The organism is Herbidospora mongoliensis, assembly GCF_001570545.1.
GTDB lineage: Bacteria > Actinomycetota > Actinomycetes > Streptosporangiales > Streptosporangiaceae > Herbidospora > Herbidospora mongoliensis.
This window is the reverse complement of record NZ_BBXD01000013.1, coordinates 186,300-211,587: the sequence shown is the minus strand read 5'-3', so window position 1 is coordinate 211,587 and position 25,288 is coordinate 186,300. Positions and strand designations below refer to the sequence as shown.

The 25,288-nt window shown below is 69.4% G+C and carries 18 protein-coding genes; 14 read left to right on the top strand and 4 right to left on the bottom strand.

Annotated elements, in window-relative coordinates; genetic code table 11:
* Window positions 1–32: 32 nt before the first annotated feature.
* From AW272_RS18025 to AW272_RS18005, 5 genes are all read left to right on the top strand, one after another.
* Complete coding sequence (locus AW272_RS18025) at window positions 33–845, top strand: hypothetical protein (RefSeq protein ID WP_245657610.1); 813 nt, start codon at window positions 33–35, stop codon at window positions 843–845.
* 15 nt (window positions 846–860) lie between these two features.
* Window positions 861–1,943: a saccharopine dehydrogenase NADP-binding domain-containing protein gene (locus AW272_RS18020; protein ID WP_066366359.1), complete on the top strand. Its 1,083-nt coding sequence runs from the start codon at window positions 861–863 to the stop codon at window positions 1,941–1,943.
* Window positions 1,944–2,467: 524 nt separating this feature from the next.
* The gene (locus tag AW272_RS18015; RefSeq protein WP_066366358.1) at window positions 2,468–2,908 is read left to right on the top strand and encodes a hypothetical protein; all 441 of its coding nucleotides are present in this window, start codon (window positions 2,468–2,470) and stop codon (window positions 2,906–2,908) included.
* Window positions 2,909–3,317: 409 nt separating this feature from the next.
* Window positions 3,318–4,145: a S8 family peptidase gene (locus tag AW272_RS18010; protein ID WP_218010938.1), complete on the top strand. Its 828-nt coding sequence runs from the start codon at window positions 3,318–3,320 to the stop codon at window positions 4,143–4,145.
* Between the two features lie 243 nt (window positions 4,146–4,388).
* Window positions 4,389–5,306: a cyanobactin maturation protease PatG family protein gene (locus tag AW272_RS18005; RefSeq protein WP_169807563.1), complete on the top strand. Its 918-nt coding sequence runs from the start codon at window positions 4,389–4,391 to the stop codon at window positions 5,304–5,306.
* Between the two features lie 845 nt (window positions 5,307–6,151).
* Here the strand turns inward: AW272_RS18005 and AW272_RS18000 are convergent.
* Genes AW272_RS18000 through AW272_RS17990 form a run of 3 tightly spaced genes read right to left on the bottom strand, consistent with a single transcriptional unit; the run spans window position 6,152 to window position 15,966 of the window.
* Entirely contained in the window at window positions 6,152–13,132 is a 6,981-nt protein-coding gene (locus AW272_RS18000; RefSeq protein ID WP_157518617.1) for a hypothetical protein, read from the bottom strand.
* A 13-nt stretch (window positions 13,133–13,145) separates the two neighbouring features.
* Window positions 13,146–14,462 carry a hypothetical protein gene (locus AW272_RS17995; RefSeq protein WP_066366345.1) on the bottom strand — a complete coding sequence of 439 codons (1,317 nt, stop codon included), beginning with the start codon at window positions 14,460–14,462 and terminating at the stop codon, window positions 13,146–13,148.
* A 4-nt stretch (window positions 14,463–14,466) separates the two neighbouring features.
* On the bottom strand, window positions 14,467–15,966 hold the full coding sequence (locus AW272_RS17990) for a ComEC/Rec2 family competence protein (protein WP_066366342.1): 1,500 nt from the start codon (window positions 15,964–15,966) through the stop codon (window positions 14,467–14,469).
* Between the two features lie 216 nt (window positions 15,967–16,182).
* Between AW272_RS17990 and AW272_RS17985 the strand changes: the two genes are divergently transcribed.
* The 5 genes from AW272_RS17985 (at window position 16,183) to AW272_RS17965 (ending at window position 20,621) form a co-directional block, all read left to right on the top strand.
* Window positions 16,183–16,560 carry a hypothetical protein gene (locus tag AW272_RS17985; RefSeq protein WP_157518616.1) on the top strand — a complete coding sequence of 126 codons (378 nt, stop codon included), beginning with the start codon at window positions 16,183–16,185 and terminating at the stop codon, window positions 16,558–16,560.
* A complete protein-coding gene (locus AW272_RS17980; protein ID WP_083958420.1) occupies window positions 16,557–17,480 on the top strand; it encodes an alkaline phosphatase family protein in 924 nt (307 codons plus the stop codon). The genes AW272_RS17985 and AW272_RS17980 overlap by 4 nt, the downstream gene beginning before the upstream one ends.
* A 95-nt stretch (window positions 17,481–17,575) precedes the next feature.
* A complete protein-coding gene (locus tag AW272_RS17975; protein ID WP_066366335.1) occupies window positions 17,576–18,880 on the top strand; it encodes an RNA polymerase sigma factor in 1,305 nt (434 codons plus the stop codon).
* Window positions 18,852–19,499 (top strand): hypothetical protein, encoded by a 648-nt coding sequence (locus AW272_RS17970; protein WP_066366333.1) that lies wholly within the window; start codon window positions 18,852–18,854, stop codon window positions 19,497–19,499. The genes AW272_RS17975 and AW272_RS17970 overlap by 29 nt, the downstream gene beginning before the upstream one ends.
* A 75-nt stretch (window positions 19,500–19,574) precedes the next feature.
* Window positions 19,575–20,621: a C40 family peptidase gene (locus AW272_RS17965; RefSeq protein WP_066366331.1), complete on the top strand. Its 1,047-nt coding sequence runs from the start codon at window positions 19,575–19,577 to the stop codon at window positions 20,619–20,621.
* Here the strand turns inward: AW272_RS17965 and AW272_RS17960 are convergent, their stop codons facing one another.
* The gene (locus tag AW272_RS17960) at window positions 20,622–21,104 is read right to left on the bottom strand and encodes an inorganic diphosphatase (RefSeq protein ID WP_066366329.1); all 483 of its coding nucleotides are present in this window, start codon (window positions 21,102–21,104) and stop codon (window positions 20,622–20,624) included.
* A gap of 104 nt (window positions 21,105–21,208) precedes the next feature.
* On the opposite strand from AW272_RS17960, the gene dacB reads away from it, so the two are divergent.
* Genes dacB through hpt form a run of 4 tightly spaced genes read left to right on the top strand, consistent with a single transcriptional unit; the run spans window position 21,209 to window position 25,242 of the window.
* Window positions 21,209–22,582 (top strand): D-alanyl-D-alanine carboxypeptidase/D-alanyl-D-alanine endopeptidase, encoded by a 1,374-nt coding sequence (gene dacB, locus AW272_RS17955; protein WP_083958451.1) that lies wholly within the window; start codon window positions 21,209–21,211, stop codon window positions 22,580–22,582.
* A 23-nt stretch (window positions 22,583–22,605) separates the two neighbouring features.
* Window positions 22,606–23,697 carry a zinc-dependent metalloprotease gene (locus AW272_RS17950; RefSeq protein WP_174551829.1) on the top strand — a complete coding sequence of 364 codons (1,092 nt, stop codon included), beginning with the start codon at window positions 22,606–22,608 and terminating at the stop codon, window positions 23,695–23,697.
* Window position 23,698: 1 nt separating this feature from the next.
* Complete coding sequence (tilS, locus tag AW272_RS17945) at window positions 23,699–24,673, top strand: tRNA lysidine(34) synthetase TilS (protein WP_066366327.1); 975 nt, start codon at window positions 23,699–23,701, stop codon at window positions 24,671–24,673.
* Window positions 24,674–24,684: 11 nt separating this feature from the next.
* On the top strand, window positions 24,685–25,242 hold the full coding sequence (gene hpt / locus AW272_RS17940) for a hypoxanthine phosphoribosyltransferase (protein ID WP_066366326.1): 558 nt from the start codon (window positions 24,685–24,687) through the stop codon (window positions 25,240–25,242).
* Window positions 25,243–25,288 lie beyond the last annotated feature (46 nt).

Below are 25,288 nucleotides of genomic sequence, written 5' to 3'. Positions count from 1 at the left end.
AACGGGACGCGCGCACGAGTTATCACGGCCTGGTGACGCACCGTATGACAGCCCTGGCCCTGTCGCTCCTCTCCGTGACGCTCCTGGTTTCCGGGTGCTCGAGTGACGAAGAGGCCAAGAAGACCGAACTCGCCCCGCTCGCGCTGAAGGAGCAGACCTCCTCGGTCGTGCAGGCCAGCGGCGGTTACCTGGTGAACTGGGCCGCCGTGCTCAACAACGGCAACAAGTGGCACTTCGGGGAGAACGCGGTCGCCACGATCACCGGGAAGGACGCCGCAGGCAAGGAGGTCGTCCGGATGGAGCAGCCGCTCGACGTGGTCGCCCCGGGTGGGGCGATGGCGTTCACCGGGGAGGCGCTGGCGGTGGAGAAGCCGGTCAGCGTGAAGATCGACTACAAGCCGGCCTCCTGGCACCAGGCGGCGCGGGTGCCGTCGGCGTACAAGTCGTTCCCGGTGCAGCGCGTGTCGACCGAGAAGCTGAGCGCCTCGTCCTACCTGATCACCGGTTATGTCGAGTCGCCGTTCCAGCGTCCGGCCGGGAGCCTGGTGGTGACCGGGCTGCTGCGCGACGCCGCCGGCAAGCTGATCGGCGGGGGCACCGCCTTCGTCGACGACGTGCGGCCGGGGGTGAGCCGCCGGTTCATCATCACGGTCGAGAGCGTCAGCGGTGGGGCCGCCGCCGTCACCAACGTGTCGGCGCGCACGTGGGGCGCCACCGCGAAGCCCTACGAGGACCTGGCGGCCGGAGGCGCCCAGCCGATCTACACCCAGGCTCCCAAGACCGCGCCTTTCGCCAAGGACCGCGGTTACACCGTCATCACCGAACAGAAGCCGTCAAAGCCGTGAGGTTACGGTAATGACATGACGACCCCCCGTATCGTCCTGTTCGGCGCCACCAGCTACACCGGGCGGCTCACGGCCAAGGCGCTGGTCGCCCTGGGCGCGGAGCCGCTCCTGGCCGGGCGGGATCCCGCCCGGCTGGCCGAACTGGCCGCCTCGCTGCCGGTCGCGCTGCCCACCGCGGTGGCCGACGCGACCCGGCCGCGTTCGGTGGCCCACCTGGTCGAACCCGGCGACGTGCTGGTCTCCACCGTGGGACCATTCCTGCGCTGGGGCGACGCGGCGGTCACGGCGGCGATCGGGGCGGGGGCGGTCTACCTCGACTCGACCGGCGAGCCTCCTTTCGTCAAGCGCGTCTTCCAGCGCCATGGCCCCGAGGCCGCTGCGGCGGGCGCGACCCTCATCCCCGCCTTCGGGTACGACTACGTCCCCGGCAACCTCGCCGCCGCCCTGGCCCTGCGCAAGGCGGGCACCGACGCGGTGCGGGTCGACGTGGGCTACTTCCTGCGCGGCAACATGGCCAAACGGGCCAGTGCGGGAACACGTGCCTCCGCGCTGAGCATGATCTTGGAGCCTATGTACGGCTTCCGCGACGGCCGCATCGTCCGCGAGTCGGGCCGCACGAGGGCCTTCGCCTTCGGCGCCGGCCGCCGCCACGGCATCGCCATGGGCGCCAGCGAACACTTCGCGCTGCCCCGCACGCACCCCAGGCTGCGCGAGGTCAACGTCTACCTGGGCTGGCTCGGCGGCTTCACCAGGGCGGCCGGCGTGTTCGCCAGATTCACCCCGGTCTTGAGGGCCTTGCCCGGTTCCAGGAAGCTCACGACCCTCATGTCGGAACGGGCGGCGCGCTCGGCCAATCACGAGGCACCCCCCGTCGCCTCCCAGACGATCGCCGAGGCCTACGCCCAAGACGGCACCCTCCTCGCGACCGTCCGCCTCAACGGCGGCGACCCCTACGAGCTCACCGCCAAGGTCCTCGCCTGGGGCGCCACGACCGCCCTGGTCGGCGGGGTGGGCGGCATCGGCGCGCTGGGCCCGGTCGAGGCCTTCGGCCTCGACGCCCTGGCCGACGGCTGCGCCGCCATCGGCCTAACCCCGTAAGCCTCCGTGATCTGATCGTCGCCCGCCGCGACAGCGGCTTGATCGTGGTCACCGACCGTCGGGCGCGGGGAAGTCTTCTCTCCCGCATGCCGGTCTACTGCCGGGCCTGACGGCTCCCGCTTTTCGGCGACGAGTGGATCAGAACAGGAAAGGTCACGGTCACCGCGATTTCCTTGCGGAGGCAGGGCTATTTACCCCCGCGCGGTCATGAAAAGCGGGGTGCAAGGGCGAACGCGAACTATACCTCAGCATGCACGCCATCTGAATAGCGTCGAGGAAACTCGGCGGAACAGGTGGAATCTTGAGATTCCTCTTACACGCACCTGATTGCCTCGAATGTTCTCCCGTGATTGCGTGAGTGAAAGAGAGGCCATTTCGGGATAACTGATCCCGGCATGATCCACGGCGTCTCTCGAATCGATCGTCATCAGGCCATGCTCGAAACAGGAGGTGTGAAACGCGACCCCAAGCGCTTATGGCATCGGCCGACAGTCGGGGAACGACGACATAAGGAGACGACCCACATGGTGGAGATCTTCAATCAGCGCATCAACGGCGGGGCCCTGGAAGACGACCCTGATTACCACTTCATGGTCACATACAAGGCGTCGTTCGACCCGGGCGAATTGAACGACACCTTCCATGAATTCGTGAGACTTTGCGAGGAGGACGACGCTCTCACCGGTGGTGACGACTTCATCACGGCACAGGGTCCCGCGGGGAACGTCTTCACACCCGGCGCGCTTCCACAACAGAACGACAACCGCCCTGGTCATCAGGGTATGAAGGTCGTCGACCGGAGCCTCGGCTTCGTCCTTTCGCGGGAGATCGCGAACACGGAACCCGGCCATGAAGAGGTCTACGCGGACATCTGGCTGCGTTCGTCCGGGAATCTGGCGAGTACGGGTTGGCCCGGGTCGGACAGCGGGAAAGCAACGACCAACGTCGGCGACTTCAATCCCTGACCGGCTCTGCGACGACTCCAAATGCTCCGGAAAGGGCCGACCAGGCATCGGCCCATTCCGGGCGACCTCGAAAGGCCGCCCACTCCCTACTTCGGGGATTTGGACGAATTCATCACGGAGGAAAATCCTTCGGGGAGGACCTTCATGCCCGGCGCATCTCCTCAATACGACGATGACCGCTCGGGGCACGAGGGCATGAAGGTGGTCGATCGAAGTGTCGATTTCGACGGGCCGGTCGAGGACGCGCCACCGGCGTCGGCGACTTCGACCCTGGGGGTGGTTGTCACTGATTTGCCCGGCCTCGGTCTCGCTGAATGCAGGCATCCACTCGACGGCAGGCGATCATATGGTCACCCTTGATCAAGTCCCGCACGTTGATCCGCTTGAACTCGTCGGCCTCCCTCGCCTCATGGCGCGGACCACCGGTCGGCGGACCACGAGGATCGGGCTCATCGACGGCCCGGTTCTGGCCACTCACCCGGGCCTGGCCGGTGCGGACCTTGAATTGCCTGCGCGGCAAGGCGTCTCGCCCGCGATGTCGGATGTCGCGTCCCATCACGCGACATCTGTGGCCGGCATCCTGGTCGCCCGGCGCGAATCCGGCGCTCCAGGCATCTGCCCCGGCGCCACCCTGGTGATTCGTGCGATTTTTCCCTCGGCGCCTTCACGTCGTGGTGGCGTGACCACCGCCCGGCCGAGTGCCCTCGCGGCCGCGATCGTGGAGACAGCCGACGCAGGCATCCGGATCCTCAATCTGAGCCTGACGCTGAGTCCGCGCGGCTACGACACTCATCGCGTCCTGGAGAGGGCCCTCGATCATGCTGCCGCCCGGGGCCTGGTCGTTGTGGCGGCCGCCGGAAATCACGGGACGATCGGCGGCTCGGTCATCACCCGCCATCCGTCTGTCATTCCGGTCGTCGCCTACGGCCTGCACGGGCACCCTGTGGAGAATACGAATTCCGGACCGACGATCGGCCGCCGCGGAGTGGGTGCGGCCGGTGCGGGGATAGTCAGCCTCGGCGCGGACGGTGGACTACGCCCCTTCGGCGGAACAAGCGCCGCCGCGGCTCTGGTCACCGGCGTCATCGCCTTGTTGTGGTCGGAATTTCCCGACGCCACATCTGCGGACCTGACGCGCGCGGTGACCAGATCCACGTCCCGTCGCTCCTCTGTGGTTCCACCACTGGTGAACGCCTGGAGGGCGTACGAGATTTTGGGCACGAGACGTCATCGATAAGGAGGTACCCGGGATGACCGACCAGGACAAGCCCGAGCCGCAGTCCTCTCGCCTACGTCTACCCGGATTCGTCAACGACGAGGACATCGGTCTGGGCGACGTCATGAAGCGCTTTTCCCGGGCCACCGGCATACGACCGTGTCGCGGCTGCGGACAGCGGGCCGCCGCGCTCAACCGCTGGCTTGTGTTCTCCGGCAGGAGTGGACGGCAGCGATAAGCGCCCGAACCGGAAGGAGCAGCCTTATGGAAGAGCTCGAGCAGCTGACTGTGCAGCCTGCCTCAACGGAGACGTCACCTCACGATACGACTCCTGTGCCGCCGCCAGAAGCGCATGGTTGCCTGAAATGCGGTCACGGAGTATCCGCGGCCGAAAGCCAGGGCGGTGAAGTCGGTTCACCCTATGTATATGCGCTCGGCCGGATCGAACCGCGTATGCCGAGCCTGGGCGTGGAGAAGGAATTCGCGCAGGCGACCGGACGCGCCGAAACCGCGGACATGACCGATCGCCAAGCGCTGCACGCCGTGCTCTCCGCATCACAGAATCGCTACCTGGCTCGCCAGTTGTGCTATGTGCTGACCATCCAGGGGCTGGACACCTACCTACTGCGTGCACGCGACCCCGCCGACGTCGCGCAGCTCGTGGAGGCCCTTGGTGAGGCCCCGCGGTCGACAGATCTTCATGCCGTGATCGGGCTGCGGGGACCTCTCGCGCCGCCTGACGTCTGCAACGGACTGATGCTGCCGATGGTGGCATTCGACCAAATCTACGCTTTCAGCGCCGGCTCACTCGTCCAGGCTCTGCCGAAGCCGGAGGATATCGCGGAGGAACAGTTCCGCGCGGCTGCGGAGGAGCTGTTCGAGAGGGTCATGCAGATCACCGACAACGCCGGTGCGTACGACGAGCACCGCGCGGTCAATTATGTGGCCCTGCGATATCCCAGCATCTATGCCAAGTGCGCGGTGGCGCATGCCGCCGGCGCCACGCTGACGGCGATCGAAACCCGTCCGTCGCGCCTGAGCGGGGTGCGCAAGATCCTGGACGTCATTTTCTCGTTCACCGACCGGAGGACCGACGTCACGGAGAAATTCTTCGTCCGGGTGGATGTCGAAGAGGAGTTTCCTTATCTGACCACCAAGCTGTCTCCGTACTACGACCGATAACGCAGCCGGGAGGCGCGGGCGTCATGGTAATGCCGACCGCTACGGCGGAGAGTTCGCTCTACCAGACCAGGAGGCAATACCGCACAGTCGCGAGCGGGGCCGGCATGGAGAGCCGTGTCCTGCCTGCGGACTGCGTGGAGGACTGCACGAGAGAATGCATGGACGGAGGTGGAGAACGATACGAATGTGAGCCGCCATGTCGGATCTGGTGTGATTCCCCGCCGCTTCCGCCGTGCGATTCATTCTGGCTGGACGGAAAGGAATACTGCTGCTATCGAGGCACCGACCCGTGCATCGGTGAGCCGCGTCCTGATGGAGGAAGAAACGTTTCCTGCCTCCAGCGTGACATGTCGTGCTGCGACGGCAACGCCTACTGGCCGGACACTTCGGTCTGCCGCGATGGCATCGTTGAGAACTGCTGGCCGGGGACACCCTGCTCGCCATTCGGGTGCTGTCAGCCCAACGAGGCATGTACCGAAGAGGGATGCGTTCTCCACAGCGAGCTCTGCCTGCCCTCGCGCCGGCGCTGCAAGCCTGACGAGGTATGCACCAATGAGGGGTGCATCCCGCGCGGCGAGGTCTGCCAGGCGTCGGGCCGGCGTTGTAAGCCCGACGAGGTGTGCACGCAGGAGAACGGCTGCTGCCCGCGCGACAAGGCCACACCGCAGCGCACACGCTGCTGCGGGCAACGCACTCCCTGTCCCGACAGTGGGGAGCAATGCTGTGACCAGTGCTGCGACGGCATTGCCTGCTGCAACCACCCCGGAACATGCGGCACCCGCATTGTCGTCAGAGGAGAACCGGGCGTGCCCTACTGCAAGGGCTAGTCTCAACCACGACCGGGCTCAATCCAGCGCTCTCGCGGCGGCGAGGACGTCATGGACCTCCGCGTCGGTCAGCACCCCCCGGTCGGCCAGGAGCCGCATCAGGCGCAGCAGCAGCGTCCGTGGAAGCGCCGGTGAATCGGGGAAGGCCAGCCAGGTGGTGTTCGCCGGCGACGGCAGGTAGACCGCCACCCGGTCCTCGGTCACCCCGAACACCGCGTTCCCCCGCGTCCCGGGCGCAGCGGCGCCGGGCAGGGTGCCCGTTCCGAACGCGACGCAGACCACGGGCCCCGTTCCCTCCCTCGCGTACGCCGACGTGATCGAGCCGTTGAACACCTGGTAGGGCGCGGCACCGGTCAGCACCCCCTTGGCCGACAGCACCGAGACGAGCCGCAGCAGGACCTCCAGCACCCGATGAGGTTCAGGCAGCGCGCTGACCTGAGCGGTGACCGCGTGCTCCGGCCCGGCGGTCACGGCGGCGTACACCTGCTCCCGGGTGGCCCGGTCCGCCGCGACGATCGCCGCCGCCAGCAGCGCGATCACCGACAACGGCCCGCCGGGCCCCTGCTGGGAGGCCACCCAGCCGGTCCGGGGCGAGGCCTGACTCGGTCTGTACACGGCGTCGAGATCCTGCTTGGACACCCGCAGGACAGCCGGGATGTAGGCCCCCAGCCCGCTGCCCGGCGCGACCCCGAGCGCCAGGCACGTGTAACGGGCCACCTGGACGACCGGCGACCACGGGTGCCCCGGCACCCTGACCTGCCCCGTCACGGCAGGGACCGGCATCTCGGCGAAGAGCGCCGGGGTCACCGTGACCCGCAGGACGGTGCCCTGCGCGTTGAGCAGCCGGGCCCGATACTGGGCCGCCCCCTCGACCGGCGACCAGGTCATCCGGACGGCGACACCGTTCCAGTCGGCGGTCAGATCCTCCGGCGGGCCGAGAGGCCGCAACTCGACGGCCTCACTCCAGACGCCGACGTTCTCACCCGAGACGGCCCGGACCAGAAACCGCCAGACCACGGGCTCGTCGACGTGCCCGGTGGGAATGTCGAGCCCCGGTGTGGTGACGACCGTCCGCACGTCGCCGGGGTCCTGCCGGACCTCGTAGCCCGCGCTGCCGACGTCGGTCCAGGCCAGGTGGATCGTCTGGTCGGCATAGGACGACTCGGTGACCGTGACGGCGGACAGGACGTCCGGATACGTGAAGTGCCACGGCCCCGTCTGACCGGGCAGGGTGAACCGGATCCGCAGCCCGCCGAAACCCTGACTCAGGTCCATCGCCGTCCGCCCGTCGGCGGCCTCCCCGGTGGCCTCGGCCAGGACGTCCTCCCGGAAGCTCGACCCGCTCTCGATGACGTTGCCGTCCTCGTCGGTCCTCACCCACGACCAGCCGTGCCCGACATAGAACTGGGCCTGATACCCCAGCGACCCCGACGGGGGCGTCCAGGTCAGCCACAGCGTGTCGCCGTCCTGACGCATCGGTCCGAGCACCGGCGCGGGCAGCGGGACGAAAGCGACCTCCCTCCAGTCACCGGGGATCTCGCCCGCCCTGACCGCCCTGACCTTGACGGTCACCGGTTCCTCCGGCACGGGCGCCGTGAACCGGTCGCCCTCCACCGCCATCAGGGCGTCTCCCACCAGAACCTCGTAGACGTCGGCGGGCGAGGGGTCGGTCCAGGTCACCACCAGATCCGGCCAGACGGAGGCGACGGTGACCACCGGCGGAGGCGACTTGACCAGCGGCAGCGCCGCCCAGCCACTGACCGCCGGCCCGCGAGCCGCCCGGACCCGGCCGTGGTGAACGCCGTCGGCCAGCCCGGGAGCCTGGAGGGGAATCTCGACCGTGAGCGCGAGGCCGACGTCATGCGACCCCAGGCTGACACCCGCCGGATCGAGCAGTTCGAAGGTGTACGCACTGCCCCGCGCGGCGGCGTCCCACGCCGCGGTGATCTTCCCGTCGGCGTAGGTGAGCCGCTTGAGCACCGGCACATCGGGAACGTCGGTTCCGGTGCCACCCCCGGAGCCTTCCTCGGAGTCGTCATCCGAATCCGACCCTGAGCCGCCACCCGACCCGCCGCCCGAGCTGTGTTCATCGGAATCCGACAGCGACTCGGTCACCACGCTGAGCAGGGTCGCGGCCGTGATGACCGTCACGCCCGCCGCCGCTGCCGCGAGCGCGGCGGCCTCGGCGGCGGCCGCCACCGCGCCCCGGACCAGGCCCTCGCACGCGAGCTGGATCGCCGCCTGCACGGCCTCCTCCCCGACCAGCATGCCGACCAGGATGGCGATCTTCTCCGGCTGGGCGAGCAGATCCGCCGCGAACCGGGGAGCGGCCACCAGAACCGCCGCCGCCAGCCGTTCCGGCACCTGCTCCCACGTCGTGCCGACAGCCATCTCCACCCGCAGCGGCGGCAGCGTCACCTCCAGGAACGCGTGCTCCGCCCGGTCCATCCGATAGGAGTACGTGCCCGTGAGGTCGAAGGCGAGCAGCCCGTCGGCCACGCTCACGTCGGGGCTCAGCGTGAACGCCGTGTGATAGACACGCCCGGCCACCAGCTTGGAGAGCTGCCCACATGGCCCCGACGAAGCGGCCATCGACCTGATCGTCGCGAAGACGTCGAACAGCTCGCGCGTCCACGTGAAGTCGGGCCAGTTGACGATCTCGACCTCGCTGTCGAGGCCGGGATGGGTCGTGTACGCGATCTCCAGCTCGGGCTTCCCGAAGGGCTCCAGCTCCCTGGCCGCCACGAGCGTCCCGGTGAACCGGTTCCCGCCGTCCGGCTGCCTGCGCACGGCGATGGTGGCGTGCATGAACGGGCTGCCCAGGACGTTGACGCCCGTGCTGAGCTCTAACTTCGGCGTGGCGCCCGTCTCGATCGTGAGCCGGGGACCGCCCGTGTAGGGCGCGTCGGGCACCGCCGCGAGGTCATCCGGCGGCCCGGCCAGTTCCAGGATCACCAGGTCGAGCGAATGGAGCAGCGCGATGTCGGCCTGTACGCCCACCCGGTTACCGTCGCCGTCGCTGAGAAAGGTGACGGTCGCGGACAGGTCCAGCGTCACCAGCAGCGTCACCCGGATCCGCGCGGCGATCTCCAGCCCCGCGTGGAACGACGGGTGTGCCCGCACCCATTTCGGGGTGGCGTAGCGCACGTTCGTGTTCCTGAGAAAGACCAGATCCACATAGTCGGCGGGCCAGTCGGCCCCGTCGCCGGTCACCAGGGAGGCCAGCAGGCGGCCGATGTCCAGATCACGGTCGACCTCGATCGAGAACAACTCGGGGGAGCCGTCGACGAGCCGCAGCCGCCCGGTCAGCGAGGCCCGGTCGTCGGCCGCGCCCACCGCCGGGACCCGCCCGATCAGGACCTTCCCGACCAGCTCATAGGTCGAGGTGGTGGGCGCGGCGCCGACTCCCCACGTGTAGGCGATCTCCACGCCGAGCTGGGCGAGCTCGATGCCGGGCAGCCCGAACGGGTTGGTGATCTTCTCGGACGTCTGCTCGACCGTGGTGACCAGCCCGGTGTCGTCCACGATCAGGTTCACGCCGAAGCTGTAGGACGTGTCGAAGATCCCCGTCAGCCCGACCGTCCCGGTCAGCTCGATCCGGTCCTTCAGCGCGGGCCGGTAGACCAGCCGCATCCGGGTCAACGCGATCGTGCTCAGGACCACGATGTCCGGCAGGTCGGCCCCGAAGACGGTGTTGACCGCCCGCGCCTGGTCCACCACGGCGAAGATCCGCACCACCGGCGGTGTCTCCGGCTGCTCGCCGATCTTCAGCACATGGGCGAACAGTCCCGTGCCGAACTCCAGCTCGGCGGTCACGTAGACGCCCTGGGACAACGCCGCCGGATCGGGGCCGAGCGCCTTCAGCGGGGATGCCGCGGTCTGGTCGACGCGGGCCAGCGTCTCCGTGGTGGTCGTGGCGAGCTCGCCCAGACTCGTCTCCGGCAGGTCGCACACCACCAGACGGGCCTCCCGCACCAGCAGGATCCCGTCGATCACCGACAGCGCCGGGAAGAGATGGGCGAACCTGAACCCGCTGCCCAGCCCGAGCGCGAGGGCGTACGACCACCCCTCGGAGCCCGGTTCGCAGTAGACCAGCGCGGTCGCCACGTGAGGTGTGGCGGGAGGTCCCCAGGTGATCTCGCCGTACACGAGGAACGTCCGCGCGGTGAGGTCGAAGGCGAGCGCGGCCTCGGAGAACGCCAGCGCCGGCAGGTTCGCCGGGAAGGCGGAGCCGCCGGTCCCCATCCCGGTGACGGCCTTCGGGTCGAGGGTGCCGAGATGGTCGTCCACGACCGCGGTGAGCACGGTGTGCGTCTCGCCGAACCGCAGCCCGACCTCCGCGCGCACGGTCGCGAACTCGAACTCGCCGGTCACCCGCGCGACGACCGGCTCGGCAGACCCGGGCACGACGTCGACGGCCCCGCCGACGGACCGGACCGCGAACCGCGTGTCCGCGATCGTGAACTCCCAGTCGAAGCCGGCGCTGCCGGTGAAGTGGAATTCCCCCCGGTCGGGGATCGCGCGCACCTCGGCGCTCTCGATCGTGATCGACGTCGGCAGGCCGAAGTCCTCCGCGTCAGCGGGCGGCGCGAGCCCGGCCAGCTCACCGGCGGCCGACACGAGATCGATCGTCAGCCCCTCCAGCAGGACGCCGGTGAACTCCCACGGCTGCCCGTCGCCCGGTCTGACGGCGGTGATGCCGATGTGCGCCCCGGCGATCGTCACGACCCCGCCCAGCCGGGCCACGATCGCGCCGGTCTCCATCGGCCACGGCATCTCCAGCTCGGCCCTGACCCGCGTCAGCGACAGGTGCGGGTCGATCACCGTCCACAGGTTCGCGGCGTACAGGGTGAAGCCGAAGGACGTCAGATCGCCGCTGCCCGCGGCGAAGCGGAACCAGACCTGGGCGACGTCGAACCCGTCGGCGAGCGGCAGCGCGGGCAGCATCCGGGAGATCGTGCCGGACGCGAACCAGTCCTCCAGTTCGTCCCAGGCGTTCACCGTGATCGAGTTCATGTACGCGGCCCGCAGCACCCAGTCTTCCTCGGGACCGTTCTTGACCAGCCCGGCGTCGACCTCGGTGTCGCCGATGACGATGGTGCCCTGGAGGAACCCCGCCGACCCGCCCGGGGAGATCGACAGCGCGGCCGAGAAGTCGGTGAGCGCGAGCGAGCCGTCGATGATCACCCATTCGGACGACTGGCCGATGCGCAGGAACAGGTACTCGATCCGGGTGAGACCCGGATCGAGGGAGAGCTTGAACCCGGTGATCTCCAGGCTGTCCAGGTTCCCCAGCCCCGCGGGCAGCGCCGGGCTTCCCACCAGGTCGAGCAGATCGTCGATCGAGGGCAGCGGCACGACCGAGTCCTCGGCGAGCTCCAGCGTCCAGAACTCCTCCGGAGGCAGGCTCACCGAGATCGGGAAGTCGGCTCCGCCGATGGCGACCGTCCCGGCCAGCCGGGCCGAGGGCCGCCAGGTCCCGGCCTTGTCCGGGGCCAGCGAGAACTCCGCCGTCCACCCCGTGATCGTCAGGAGGCCGGTCGTCAGCGGCCTGGTCTGCGCGATCGTGAACTCGATCTCGAGCAGCGTGTCCGCCTCCGGGTCGGCCAGCACGGCGGCGTGGGTGAGCGTCAGCGGGACGTCCTCGAACAGCGACGCGGGCAGCAGGCCGGTCGCGTCGCCGACGCCCATGTCGGCGAGCCCGGTCAGCGCGTCCGGCGGCACGGTTCCGGCCCGGTCGAGCTCCAGATACAGCGGCCCGTCGGAGAAAGCCCCGGCCCGGATCGTGTACTCGCCTTCGCCGATCGTCAGCGTGCCGGCCAGCGCGGCGGCGCAGGCGCCCGGCCAGACGGTCGCCTCCAGCCGGAGGTCCGACAGGGTCAGTCCGGGTCCCGGCGACCACGACGCCCCGAAGGCGAGCGTGAGCGTGGTCACGGTGGGCGTGATCGTCACCCCGCGCAGCCGCGCTCCGGTGACCTCCAGCAGGGACGCGGGCAGCCGCTCGCCGACCACGTCGTCCAGATCCAGGAGGGCCAGCAGGTCGGCGGGGGTCCCGGTCAGTGACGAGTCGGTCAGCCGCAGAGCGGGTTCTGGCGTGATGGTCGTGGGGAAGTCGAGCACGCCGTCGGCCGCGTGGTCGGCGGTCAGCGGCACCGAGCCGTGGATCTCCAGCCGCGCAGGCGTCAGCCGTACCCGGCCGTCCGTGAGCGACAGTGGGTGATGGGCGAGCGGGGCCAGGGTTCGCTCGCCGGTCCAGTCGAAGGCGGGTACGTCGCCGTCGACGGTCAGCGCGCCGCCGACCCGCAGTTCCTCGGGCTCCAGGATTCCGGCCTGGAACGACAGCCCCTCCCGGAGCGGGAAGAACACGCCGTCCACCGTGTGCGCGAACGTGGTGGCGACGAACACCGGGCCGGTCAGGTCGAGGTAGTCGTACTCGCCTCCGGCCAGCGTCTCGAAGGTGTCGGCCAGCCGGTAGGGCTCAGGGGGCCGGGCCGTCCACGTGGCGCGCAGCAGGTGGTCGGGCGACACGGTGAAGACCAGGTCGACGTCGCCCGGCACCTCCGTCAGGGAGGTGGAGGAGCCGGTCAGGGTGAGGGTGAGGGCGGTCTCGTCGAGGGCGGTCTCGGCGTCGTACAGGACGAAGGAACCGATCAGCGCCGCCACGTCGGGCTGCTCGATCGTCTCGAACGTCTGGGCGCGACCCCCGCCCAGCCGGTCGCGCAGGTCGCGCAGGATCAGGAGGTCGTCCGGGATCGTCAGCGTCACGGGCTCGCTGGGTCGGCCGACGGCCTCGACGGTCACCGTGTAGCCGACCCCGGGTAAGGGCGTGAAGGCGCAGACCAGCGGTGGTTCGGCGACCTCCTCGCGGTGTTCGAAGCCGGGGGCGGTCACCACGACGCGGTAGCGGAAGGCGCCGGGAACCGAGGTCCATGTCGCGATCAGCCGCTCGCGCTCGTATCGGAGCGTCACGTCCGGTCCGGGCCACGGGGGAGTGCTCATCGGACGACTCCTGTCAGAGGAAGGTGAGCTTGGTCCCGGCTGCGAAGTCGTCGCGGAGCATGGCGGCCCGGGTGAAGTCGCCGATGTCGATGGCGTACCGCGAGCGCAGCGGTGAGGTCCGGCCGTCGAAGTAGGCCCTGCTCGTGGGCGCGGGGGCGAACCTGGTCAGTTCCTTCGGCCGCCTGATCGTGGAGCACTCCATGAGCCCGGTGTCCTCGTCGTAGCTCAGCAGCACCGACCAGGTGAAACCGGAGACGAACCGCTCACCGCCCCGGCGCATACGCGTCTTCGCCGCGGCCACGATGGTGGTGTACCTCATCTCGATCTTGTAATCGGTGGGCTTGAGCGGGAAGGGCGGGGCGTTCAGGCCGCCGCGTCCCCGCCTGCGCTGGTGCGTGGTCATGGCCTGGAAGAGCTGGGTGCCGGTCAGCGCGTCCTCGTCCTTGAGGTACTCGAAGATCCGCCAGAGCGCCGCCGACGCGACGTTGGCCGTGGTCGCCGCCATGTCGCACTCGGCGATCAGGTAGACCACCACCCGGCGGGGCCGCAGATCCGTCGTGATGACCAGCGTCGGCCCGAACTGCTCCTCGCCGGGCAGCGTCAGCAGCACGTAGTCGCCCACGACCTTGGCCGACATCGCCGACGTGGGGACGTCCTCCAGGAGCGGCGCGTCGTCCTCGTCGTCGCTGTCGACGTTGCGCGCGGTGAGATGGTCGATCGCGATCCGGTACGGCTCCCGCGTGTCGTCCGGCCTGATCGGGATCTCCACCAGAGCCTCGTGCCGGGCGACCAGAGCGGTGACATCCGCGGCCTCCAGGAGATCGGCCGACACCTCCGCCACGATCGAGGGGCACCGGCTCAGCCCCGTCCCGCCGCCGACCCTGTAGAGGGAGCCGTTCGTGTGGGGATGCAGGTACCAGTCCTGGAAGGGGCCTTCGAGCAGGATCGCGTTGTAGGCGTAGAAGGGCACCTCCAGCCGCTGGAACTCGGCGTCGCCGGGGTCCATGAAGTCCACGAACGTCTGGTCCTCGGTCGTGTAGAGCTCCCGGGCGGTCATCCGGGGGCTGAAGACCGACGGCGGGATGGGCACGCCGTCATAGGTGAACTGGACGAACTGCTGATATCCGACGGTCTCGTAGCCGCTCGGCAGGCTGAGGTGGGTGGGGTCGTAGAACGCCCGCATCACCAGCGGATTGCTGAAGTCGTCGTCGAAGCCGACCCAGTGGTTTCCCACCGGAAGACTCCGGGTTCCCAGGTAGACCTCGGCGGAGCCGTCCACGACCCCGGTCAGGTAGAAACGCCCGTTGCGCTCGATCCTGGTGAGAGGCACGCGCCTAGCTCCTCGGGTGCTCGTAGGGGCCGATCGGATAGGGGCCGCGGGTGTCGCCGGCCGAGTCGAACAGCTCGTTCCCGCTGTCGGACGTGTCGGTCTGGTCGCCGGTGCCGTACACCTGGACCTTGACCCGGGGCAGGCCAGAGGCGCTGGCCCGGACGCTGACGATCGAGTCGTCCGTCGGCCGGATCACGATGTCGCCCACCAGCCGGCCGTCTCCCACATGCGTGTCGTACGTCCGGCCCTTGCGTTTCTTCACGACCTCGGTGAGATACAGGCCCTCCACGCTGTTGGGCACCTTGGCGGTGGTCCCGCGCACCCCCCATTCGGCGGTGGCGGTGCGGTGGAGCCGATTCAGCACCTGCTGGGTGGGATGGTCGTGCGCCCGCGCCTTGAACCCGCAGGAGATCGCCACGACGTAGGGCCGGATCGTGGTCAGGAAGTGCACGTCCACGCTCGACGCGCTGGCGTGGTGGCTGGCCTTCATCACGGTGGCGTGCCCGTTGAAGGGGAACCTGTCGAACCCGGGTTTGCGTTTCTCCGTGGGCGTGGCCGGGAACGCGGCCTCCAGCGCCGGGCCGAGGACCGTCTCGACGTCGCCGTGCGACGAGCCGATCTTCTTGTTCTTTTTCTTTTTCGAGTTCTTCTTGCTCGTGGGCCGGTCGCTCATCGCGTTGAGGAGGAAGTTGCCGCCGACGTCCTTCCCGTCGCCCGCGATGTCGCCGCCGCTGAAGAATCGGAACGATCCATAAGTGAGCATGAAGCAGAGCGATCGGTCGTTCATGTCCACGGCGTTCTTGTTCTTGCCCTTGGGCGGGACGTCGTCCAGGTCCTTCTTCGCGGGGTGGTAGACCCGCTGTCCTGAGGCCACCATCCGGATGTCGATGGGGATGCGGTGGCCGTTCCGGTCCGTGGCGCCGTCGCCGAGGCTGATCGTGAGCGGCCTGCGGAAGGTGACGGAGGGATCGAGGCCTCCGGGCAGGACCGTCACGACCTGGGTGCGGCTCGCCCCGCGGGACAGGTCGCTGATCTTCGTGATGATCTCCATGAACGCGGGGAAGAGCTTGTTCTTCGGGACGGTGGCCTTCTCGTACAGCGGATTGACGAAGATCTTCCCGGGGACGTACCGGAGGAGGTAGCCGGGCCGTTTGCCCTTCTTCTGCGAGGGCTGCTTGGTGGCCAGCACCCCGTGCAGGCCGGCTTGGTGGTCGGCGTGGAAGTGGCTGACCATCATGTAGAGGTCCTTGTAGAAGCCCGGTTCGTCGACCACGCCGAGGCGCCGCATCATCACCACGACGTCGTCGCCGTACGAACTGTCACCGCCGTCGATCAGCAGCGCCCGCTTCACGGTGCCCAGGAGCGGCACTTCCTTCTCCACCGCGAAGGGGAGGTGGTCCATCTCGTCGGAGGGCAGCGACGACCGGTGGCCCGCCTTGCGGATCGCCTTCTCGAGTTCGACCGGGTCCCGGTTGACGATGAGGATGGAGTCGCCCTGACTCACGTTGATGACGTGGATTTCCAGGCATGCGGTAGCGATCAGACTTCTCCGTCCAAAGAGCCCCGATGGCGAAAAATCCGACTTTGACAGTACGTTGGCACGTGCCAACGGTCCATAGATCGGCCAGGGAACCTCAAGAAACCGTGCGTCGCGGCGCGATTACCCAGCGTTCGTGATAATCCCCGAATAAGGCACGATCTTCTTCCGGGGGCGGTTTCCATGAAGAACCTCAAAGTACGACCCACTCCGCGATTCGGGCGTGGCACCGCCTCCACGAAAGACCTGATGACCTCCTGGGCCCTGGTCGAGGCCGCGGTGGCCCGGCGCGACGCCCCGTACACCTCGGTCGTCTGGACCGCCCGGCTCGGCTACCTCTCGCTCCCGCTCCTCTTCCTGGGCGGCGTGGGCGTCTTCCTCGCCCTGGCCGCGCTGGTCACCGGCGTCCGGGCGCTGCGCGAGATCGCCGCCGACCACCCGAGGTCGATCAACCGGGGCGTCGTCGAGACCGCCATGGTCTGCGCCGGGGTGACCCTCGCGCTGGGCGCCTCGGCCGCCGCCGCGGCCGGCCTGGCGATCGTGGCCGGCGGGCTGGCGTGAGACCACGTCTGTGGGCGGGGGTGCTGACCCTCGCCACGGTCGTCGCCCTGGGCTGCGGCCCGGTGACCAGAGTCGAGCCACCCGCCCCGAAACCGGTCCCGAAGGTGCTGGTGATCGGCGTGGACGGCGTGCGCACCGACCGCGTCCTCACCACCGAGGCGACCTACCTGCGCGCCCTCATGAGCGAGGGCCTGTACGCCACCGGGGAACTCGACCTGACCCCCGGCGTGAAATCGCTGAGCGGCCCGGCGTGGTCGACCATTCTCACCGGAGTGAATCCGGAAAAGCATGGCGTACACGACAACACCTTTCTCGGCCGCCAATACACGAGATATCCGGATTTCCTGACTCGCATTGAACGGTCGCACCCCGAACTCGACACCCTGGCCGTCACCCTGTGGCGCACGTTCTTCGACACCGGCCTGCTCCGCCAGGTCGACTGGCACGCCACCCTGCGCCCCGGCGTCGACTACGCCGAAGACGTCAAGGACGAGATGATCATCCGCCGGATGACCGACCTGATCGCCCGCCACCAGGCCGACGTCGTCTTCCTGCACCTGGTCAACCCCGACAAGGTGGCCCACAAACACGGCCCGCTCGGTCCCGAGTACGCCACCGCGCTCGACACCATGGACCTGGCGATCGGGCGTCTCGCCGACGCGGTCAAGCGACGGCCCACGTTCCCGAACGAGAAATGGTCGGTCATCGTGGTGACCGACCACGGGCACCGGGACGAGGGCGGCCACGGCGGCGCGACCCCGGTCGAACGCCAGATCTTCCTGCTCGCCGCAGGCCCCGGAATCCGGCACGAACGCCGCCATGAGGCGAAACTCGTCGATGTCGCGCCGACCGTTTTCGCCCAGTTGGGGATAAGTATTCCGAACGACCTGGAAGGCACGCCGCTCGGTGGAGAAAAGTGAGATCGCGAATCCGCCTCGAATACCCGGGAAAATAGCGGCCGAGAATGCGGCAGAAATCCTGAACTGCAAGTTACGAATCCATTACCTTCGGTGACATGACCGATCGCGACCTGGTTCAGGCCCTGCGCGCCCGCGATCCGGGTGCTCTCGCATCTCTCTACGACGCCCACGCCGAGGGCGTCTACCGCTTCTGCTGGTTCATGCTCGGCGCCGAGGGCGCCCAGGTGGCGTTACGCGACACGATGATCGCCGCCGAGGCCCACGTCGACGTCCTGCGCGACCCCGACCGCCTCTACGTCTGGCTGCTCGCGCTGGCCCGCGCCGAATGCAACCGCAGGCGGCAGTCCGGCCTCCCGGCCGAGCCCGAGGAGGCCCCCGACGCCGCCGCCTGGCACGCCGTCCACGGCCTGCCGCCGGCCGACCGCGAGATCCTCGAACTGTCGCTGCGCCACGGCCTGGCCGCCGCCGACCTGGGCACGGTGCTCGGCCTGAGCACCCGCCACGCGGAGGCGCTGAGAGAGTCGGCGTCGCTGCGGCTGCAAGACGCCATCACCGCCGAGGTGCTGGCCCGCCGCGACCCCGGCGACTGCCCGGCCCGCTCGGTCCTGGTGGCCGACGCCGAGGGCGGCGACCCCGACGAACGCCGCGCCCGGGTGGTGAACCACATCTTCACCTGCGAGACCTGCCGCCCCCACCGGGCCCGCCAGGTCTCGGCCGGCAAGGTCTTCGCCCTGCTGCCCCTCCCGGTCATCCCCGACACGGTCCGCGTGCGGGTGATGAGCTGCTTCGTCGATCCCGAACTGCTGCCCTACCGGCGCTACGTCGCCCGCCGGGCCGGGCCGCTCGACCCCCAGGGCTTCCCCGGTCCCGAGATCCGGCGCGGGCGTCACCTGGTCGTCGGCGCGCTGGCCACGCTGGTCGCCGCGGCCGTGGTGGTCGCGCTGGTCCTGCAGGTCACCGCCGATCCGATGGAGAACCGCAGCGGGGTGGCCGCGCCCCCGGTGGCGACACCGGTCACGACCCCGGCCGTCCGGGTCTCCGACTACCCGCCGAAGGTCCCGCCCGTGATCCGCGTCCTCACCCCGGTCGAAGAACCCTCGCCCGACAAGACGGTGAGACCGCGTCCGCGCCCGACCGTCCTCGGCGTCCGCTACCCCCGGCCCGAACGCGTCCGGTTCCCGCGCCCCACTCCCAGCAGAACCCCTGACGAGACCCCGCAGACCCGCCCCCCGCGGCCTTCGCCCACCCCGGTCGCCACGGTCACCCCAGTCGTCACGGTCACCCCGGTCGAGGTCGAACTGGCCTCCACCGCCCCTGAGACCCACGAAAACGACCACGACCACGGGCACGACCACGTGAAGGGCGAACGCCATGGCCGCAAACGGCTTTGCCGTTCGTGATCGCCGGGTCTATCCGGATCTGCCGGCCGAGCCGCTGGCCGCGCTCGTGCCGAAGGCCCACGAGGCGGCCTGGCCGGTCTGGCTCGACCCGGGCCCCCGGATGCTCCGCGACGTCCTCGACCTCAGCCGCCTCCAGGCTGCCCGCGCCCTGGCCATCCTGACCTGGCTCGCCGAGGCCCAGACCCCCGACGACGTCACCTGGCTCTGGTCCTCCCGCCGCCTCACCGGCCCCCGCCAAGACCGCATGTACGGCGAGGCCGCCCGCCTCCCCGCCCCCGTCCTCAACCTGGTCGTCGCCAACTGGACGTGGGTGCAGAGCACCCCCCACGCAGGCAGGGTCACCGCCCCCTACCTGGCCGGCACCGCCTACCCCGACGACGGCTACGCCGCCGCCCACGCCGCCATCACGCTGACCCAGATCCACGAACGCCACCCGGAGGCCCGCCCGGCCCTGTCGGTCGCGTGGGCGGCCTGCCGGACCACCGCCGACTGGTGCAAGGCGGCCGAACTGAGGGCCACCCACGGCGGCGACGCCCCGGTGTTCGCCTACCCGCGCGGCCCCGACCCGGTCACCACCGGCATGCGCCCCTGGATCTCGCGGTTGCTGAGACTCGCGTAGGGGTGGTGCCTCAGAGACACAGCTTTGCCATTGAGGGCCGTGTGTCATGAGTGACCTGCGGGAATCAGCCTCCGCATGTCGAATCGCAGGTCAAGGGCACTTCCCGCGACGATCATCGTCGTCGGGCTGCTGGCCGGGACGCCGGGAGAGGCCGTCGCGACGCCGAATCCTCGCGACACGATCGCCGCACAGGTCCGGGAGCTCGCCCGGACCCAGGTGAAACTGGCCCGCGCGAAGGAGCGCCGCCGCGAGCTCATCAGGAACGCCGAACGCCTCATCGAGGCCTACAACGGCGAGCTCGTGAAGGTGAAGGAGGCCCAGACCGAGCACGTCGAGGTCACCGCCGACCTGATGGCGGCCGAGAAGACCGTCGAGGAGGCCAGGAGCCGGGCCGCCGCCCTGGCCGCCGACGCCTACGGGGTCGACCTGGCCCGCCCGATGATGGCCCTGCCGGGCGCCCCGGCCGCACTGATGCGCCGGGCCAGCTTGGTCACCCAGCTCGGCGACGAGCGCGCGGCCGTCCTCGACAACCTCGACGACAGCCGCGAGGTGCTCCGTATCCTGCAGAACCAGGCCGCCGACATGCTCGACGAGGCCGAGCGGGCCGTCGAGGAGGCCGGGCATCTGAAAGTGGCCGCGGAGGAGGCCGTCAGGACGCAGGTGACCGAGACCAGGGAACTGCGGAAGGCGCAGCGGGAGATCGAGGACCGGCTCGATCTGGCCAGGTTCCGGGTCGGCGCGATCCCGGCGCCCACCTGGGCGCTCACCGCCGAAGGGCCGGGCGGCGACGCGACCCGCTGGGCGCTGACCCAGCTCGGCAAGCCCTACGTGTGGGCGGCCGACGGGCCTTCGAGCTTCGACTGCTCGGGGCTGACCATGCGGGCCTGGGAACGCGTTGGAGTCCCGCTCGACCACTGGACCGGCACACAGTGGACGGCGGGGCCGCACGTCGAGAACGACGACCTGCGCCCCGGCGACCTGGTGTTCTTCGGCACCCCGATCCACCACGTCGGCCTCTTCATCGGACGCGGCCTGATGGTCCACGCCCCCCAGACGGGAGACGTGGTCCGCATCGCGTCGATGTGGCGGCCCGACTACGTCGGCGCCACGAGGCCGGGCTGATCAGTGCTTGACGGCGCGCTTGTAGGAGCGCTCGATCTCCAGCTCGGCCTCGGCCCGGCCGACCCAGTTGGCGCCCTCGACGGACTTACCGGGCTCGAGGTCCTTGTAGACCTCGAAGAAGTGCTGGATCTCCAGCCGGTCGAACTCGGGGACGTGGTGGATGTCGCGGATGTGCTCCTGGCGGGGATCACGTGACGGCACGCACAGCACCTTGTCGTCGCCGCCCTTCTCGTCGGTCATGCGGAACATGCCGACGGCGCGACAGCGGATGAGGCAACCGGGGAAGGTCGGTTCCCCGAGAAGGACGAGGGCGTCGAGGGGGTCGCCGTCCTCGCCGAGGGTGTTCTCGATGAAGCCGTAGTCGGCAGGGTATTGAGTGGACGTGAAGAGCGTCCGGTCGAGTCGGATCCGGCCGGTCTCATGATCCACTTCATACTTGTTGCGTTGCCCTTTGGGAATCTCAACGACAACGTCGAACTCCACTGCCATTTCCTCCGCTCAAGCCATCCGAGTGGTCCCGGAGTGGCGTTAGTGTCTCGTAGGCGTAACTAGGGAGAGGTCACGTGGTAAGACGCGAACGTTGGGTGGTGATCGCCACCCTCGCGCTGCTGCAGGTGTTCGTCATCGCCGCAGGCGTTTACCTCGTGGTCAACGGCAGCGAGCGGATTCCGATACAGGCGGCGGCCCCGAAACCGGCCCCCACACCGATCGTCACGGCACCGCCTGTTCTGATCGCCGCGCTGGACGGCCCTCTCCCGGCTAAGAGTACTTTGACCACCCTGCTCCGTGACGCCATGGGTGACCCCGGAATAGGGGGCAAGGTGGCAGGTGCGGTCATCGACACGGAAACAGGGCAAACCCTGTTCGATGGGGGCTCAACGACCGCGCTGACCCCGGCGTCCACCACCAAAGTGGTCACCGGAACGGCGGCTCTGGCCTCGATCGGCGCCGATGTGACGTTCGCCACGACGGTCATGCAGAACGCCCCCGGGAAGATCGTTCTGGTCGGCGGCGGCGATCCGACCCTCGCCGGGCCCAAGGCCGACCCGCGTGACCACTATCCGCGGGCGGCCTCGCTCCAGACCCTGGCCGCCCGCACCGCCAAGGCGCTGAAGACCGCCGGAGTGACCTCGGTCACACTTTCCTACGACGCCTCGCTCTTCCAGGGGCCCACGACAGCCCCGGGCTGGAAGCCGACGTACGTGCCCGAGGGGAGCGCCTCCCCGGTGACCGCGCTGGCCATCGACGAGGGCCGGGTCGTGCCCCGCCAGGACTTCCCGCGTTCGGCCAACCCGCCGGCCGACGCCGCCCAGGCGTTCGGCGGCCTGCTGGCCAAATACGGCATCAAGGTCGGCAAGACGATCAAGCCCGCCAAGGCGGCCCGGTCCGATCAGCAGCCCGCCCAGGAGCTCGCCCGGGTCGAGTCGGCCCCGGTCTACGCCCTGGTCGAGCGCATGCTCACCGAGAGCGACAACGACCTGGCCGAGGCGCTGGCCCGCCACGTCGCCATCGCCGAGAAGCAGCCCCACACCTACGCCGGGCAGGCCAAGGCCTACCTGGCCGTGCTGGCCCGGCTCGGGATCACCGAGGGCATCGAGGTCCACGACGGCAGCGGCCTGTCGACCGCCAACAAGATCACCCCGGCGGCGCTGGCGAAACTGGTCGCGCTCGGGGCGTCGCCGCAGCACCCCGAACTCCACTCGATGGTCAGCGGCATGCCGGTCGCGGGCTTCACCGGCACCCTCGGCAAGCGCTACACCGAGGCCGACTCGAGGGCCGGCGCCGGATTGGTCCGGGCGAAGACGGGCACGCTCGACGGGGTGAACACACTCACGGGTCTGGTCCACTCCGCCGACGGACGGCTGCTGAGCTTCGCGTTCATGGCCAACGGCGTCACCGACCCCGGCAAGACCGTCAAGGCCCTCGACCGGCTGGCGACCCTGGTCTCGCGCGCCGCGTGAACCGACGACATACGGTGGTGAACATGCAGGTGATCGACTGGGATCTCGCCGTCGCCACAGGGGTCAGGCTCGTCCGCCCCGGGCCACAGGTGAGCCGTGAAGAAGCGAAACAGGCCGTCAGCGAGCTTCGGCGCCTGTCGCGCGAGGCCGAGGTCCACGTCAAGGAGTTCACCGGGATCGACTCGGCGCCGCCGGAGGAGGCCCACGTCGTCGACCGGCCCGGCTGGATCCGGGCCAACGTCGAGGGGTTCAAGGTCGTCCTCGAACCGCTGGAGGGGAAGGTCGGCAGCATGCCGGCCATCGTCAGCGCCGTCGGCTCCCGCATCACCGGCGTCGAGGTCGGCGCGGTCCTGGCCTTCCTGGCCAGCCGGGTCCTCGGGCAGTACGAACTGTTCCTGCCGCCCGACCCCGACGGCAACGCCCCGATCGGCCGCCTCACCCTGGTGGCCCCCAACATCGTCAACACCGAGCGTGAGCTGCGCGTCGACCCGCGCGACTTCCGCCTGTGGGTCTGCCTCCACGAGGAGACCCACCGGGTCCAGTTCACCGGTGTCCCGTGGCTGCGCGAATACCTCCAGGCCCAGATGAAGGAGTTCCTCACGATCTCCGACATGGACCTGTCCACGCTCCTCGAACGCGCGCGTGACGTCGGCGACGCGGTCGCCGACGCCTTCCGGGGCGGCGAGGGCAACCTCATCGAGGCGATCCAGACCCCCGAGCAGAAGGCCGTGCTCGACCGCGTGACCGCCGTGATGACCCTGGTAGAGGGCCACGGCGACTACGTGATGGACGCCGTCGGCCCCAGCGTGGTGCCGTCGGTGGCCGACATCCGGGCCAAGTTCCAGCAGCGCCGCGGCGGTGGCTCCCGCGTCGACCAGGTGATCCGCCGCCTGCTCGGCATCGACATGAAGATGAAGCAATACGCCGAGGGCTCCACCTTCGTGACCACCGTGGTCGAAGAGGCCGGAATGGATGGCTTCAACCGGGTCTGGACCTCCCCGGAGACCCTGCCCACCCGCAAGGAGATCGCCGATCCCCAGGCGTGGATGCGCCGGGTCCTCACCGCCAATGCCCTGGAGCAGGGCGAGAACGGGTCTCAGCCCAAGTCCGCCTGACATGGGTCCCCATCCGGCGGTCGCCGACGTCCGCCGCGCGATCCGCGTTTCACTCGCCTCACTGGAGAAGGGCCGGTTGGTGCTCGCCGCCTGCAGCGGCGGCGCCGACTCCCTGGCGCTGGCCGCCTGCCTCGGCTTCGTCGCGCCGCGACTCGGCCTCCGCGCCGGGCTGGTCACCGTCGACCACGACCTGCAGCCCGGTTCCCGGGCGAGAGCCGATGATCTCGTACGGCTCTCGCCCACCCTGGGCCTCGACGTCGCCGAGGCGGTGACGGTCGAGGTCGGCACCCTCGGGGGGCCCGAGGCGGCGGCCCGCATCGCCCGCTACGCGGCGCTCGACTCGACTTCTTCGAGACTGAACGCGGTGATCCTGCTCGGCCACACCCGCGACGACCAGGCCGAGACGGTCCTGCTGCGGCTGGCCAGGGGCAGCGGCTCGCGTTCCCTCTCGGGGATGGCCGAGGTCTCCGGCGTCTACCGGCGGCCACTGCTGGGCGTCAGCCGTACACGAACAGAAGAGGCCTGCGAGGCACTCGGCCTGAGCCCGTGGCACGACCCCCACAACGACGACCCCCGGTTCACCCGGGTCAAAGTACGGCAAACCTTGCTGCCCGCACTGGAAGCCGAGCTGGGTCCCGGCATCGCCGACGCGCTGGCCCGCACCGCCCGGCTCTGCCGCGACGACGCCGACGCCCTCGACGACTGGGCCGACCGGGTCTACGCCGAGGCCAGAGACCTGGGCACCGGGCTGGTGACCGCCACCCTGGCGGAGCTGCCGGCGGCGGTGCGGCGCCGCGTGATCCACCGGGCCGCCGTCGCCGCCGGGTCGCCTCCCTCGGCCCTGGCGGCCGTCCACATCGAGGAGGCCGAGCGGCTCGTGACCAGCTGGACGGGGCAGAAGGGAGTGGACCTACCCGGAGGGGTGGGTGTGGTGCGGCGATATGGCAGGCTGATGTTCACCAGCTCCCTCTCGTAAGGAATTCGCAGGTGGACGCAGCCGACATGGGCACAGACCTGTCCAAGGTCCTCATCTCCGAGGAAGAGCTTCAGGCCAAGGTCAAGGAGCTCGCCGGGCAGATCGACGCCGACTACGCGGGCCACGAGCTGCTGATCGTCGGGGTGCTGAAGGGGGCCGTCATGATGATGGCCGACCTCGCCCGCGCGCTGCACGCGCCCATCCAGATGGACTGGATGGCGGTGTCCTCCTACGGCGCCGGCACCAAGTCGTCGGGTGTGGTCCGCGTGCTGAAAGACCTCGACACCGACATCGCCGGCCGCCACGTGCTGGTCGTGGAAGACATCATCGACTCGGGCCTCACCCTGTCGTGGCTGCTCAACAACCTGCAGTCGCGCAACCCGGCCTCCGTCGAGATCTGCACCCTGCTGCGCAAGCCCGACGCGGTGAAGGTCCCCCTCGAGGTCAAGTACGTCGGTTTCGACATCCCCAACGAGTTCGTCATCGGCTATGGGCTCGACTATGCCGAGCGCTATCGGAACCTCCCATTCATCGGCACTCTCGCGCCACATGTCTATGGCGGCGAATAAGCCCTGAGCGAAGTGACCCCTCGGGGGGCTTGATATTTGCTCTCCG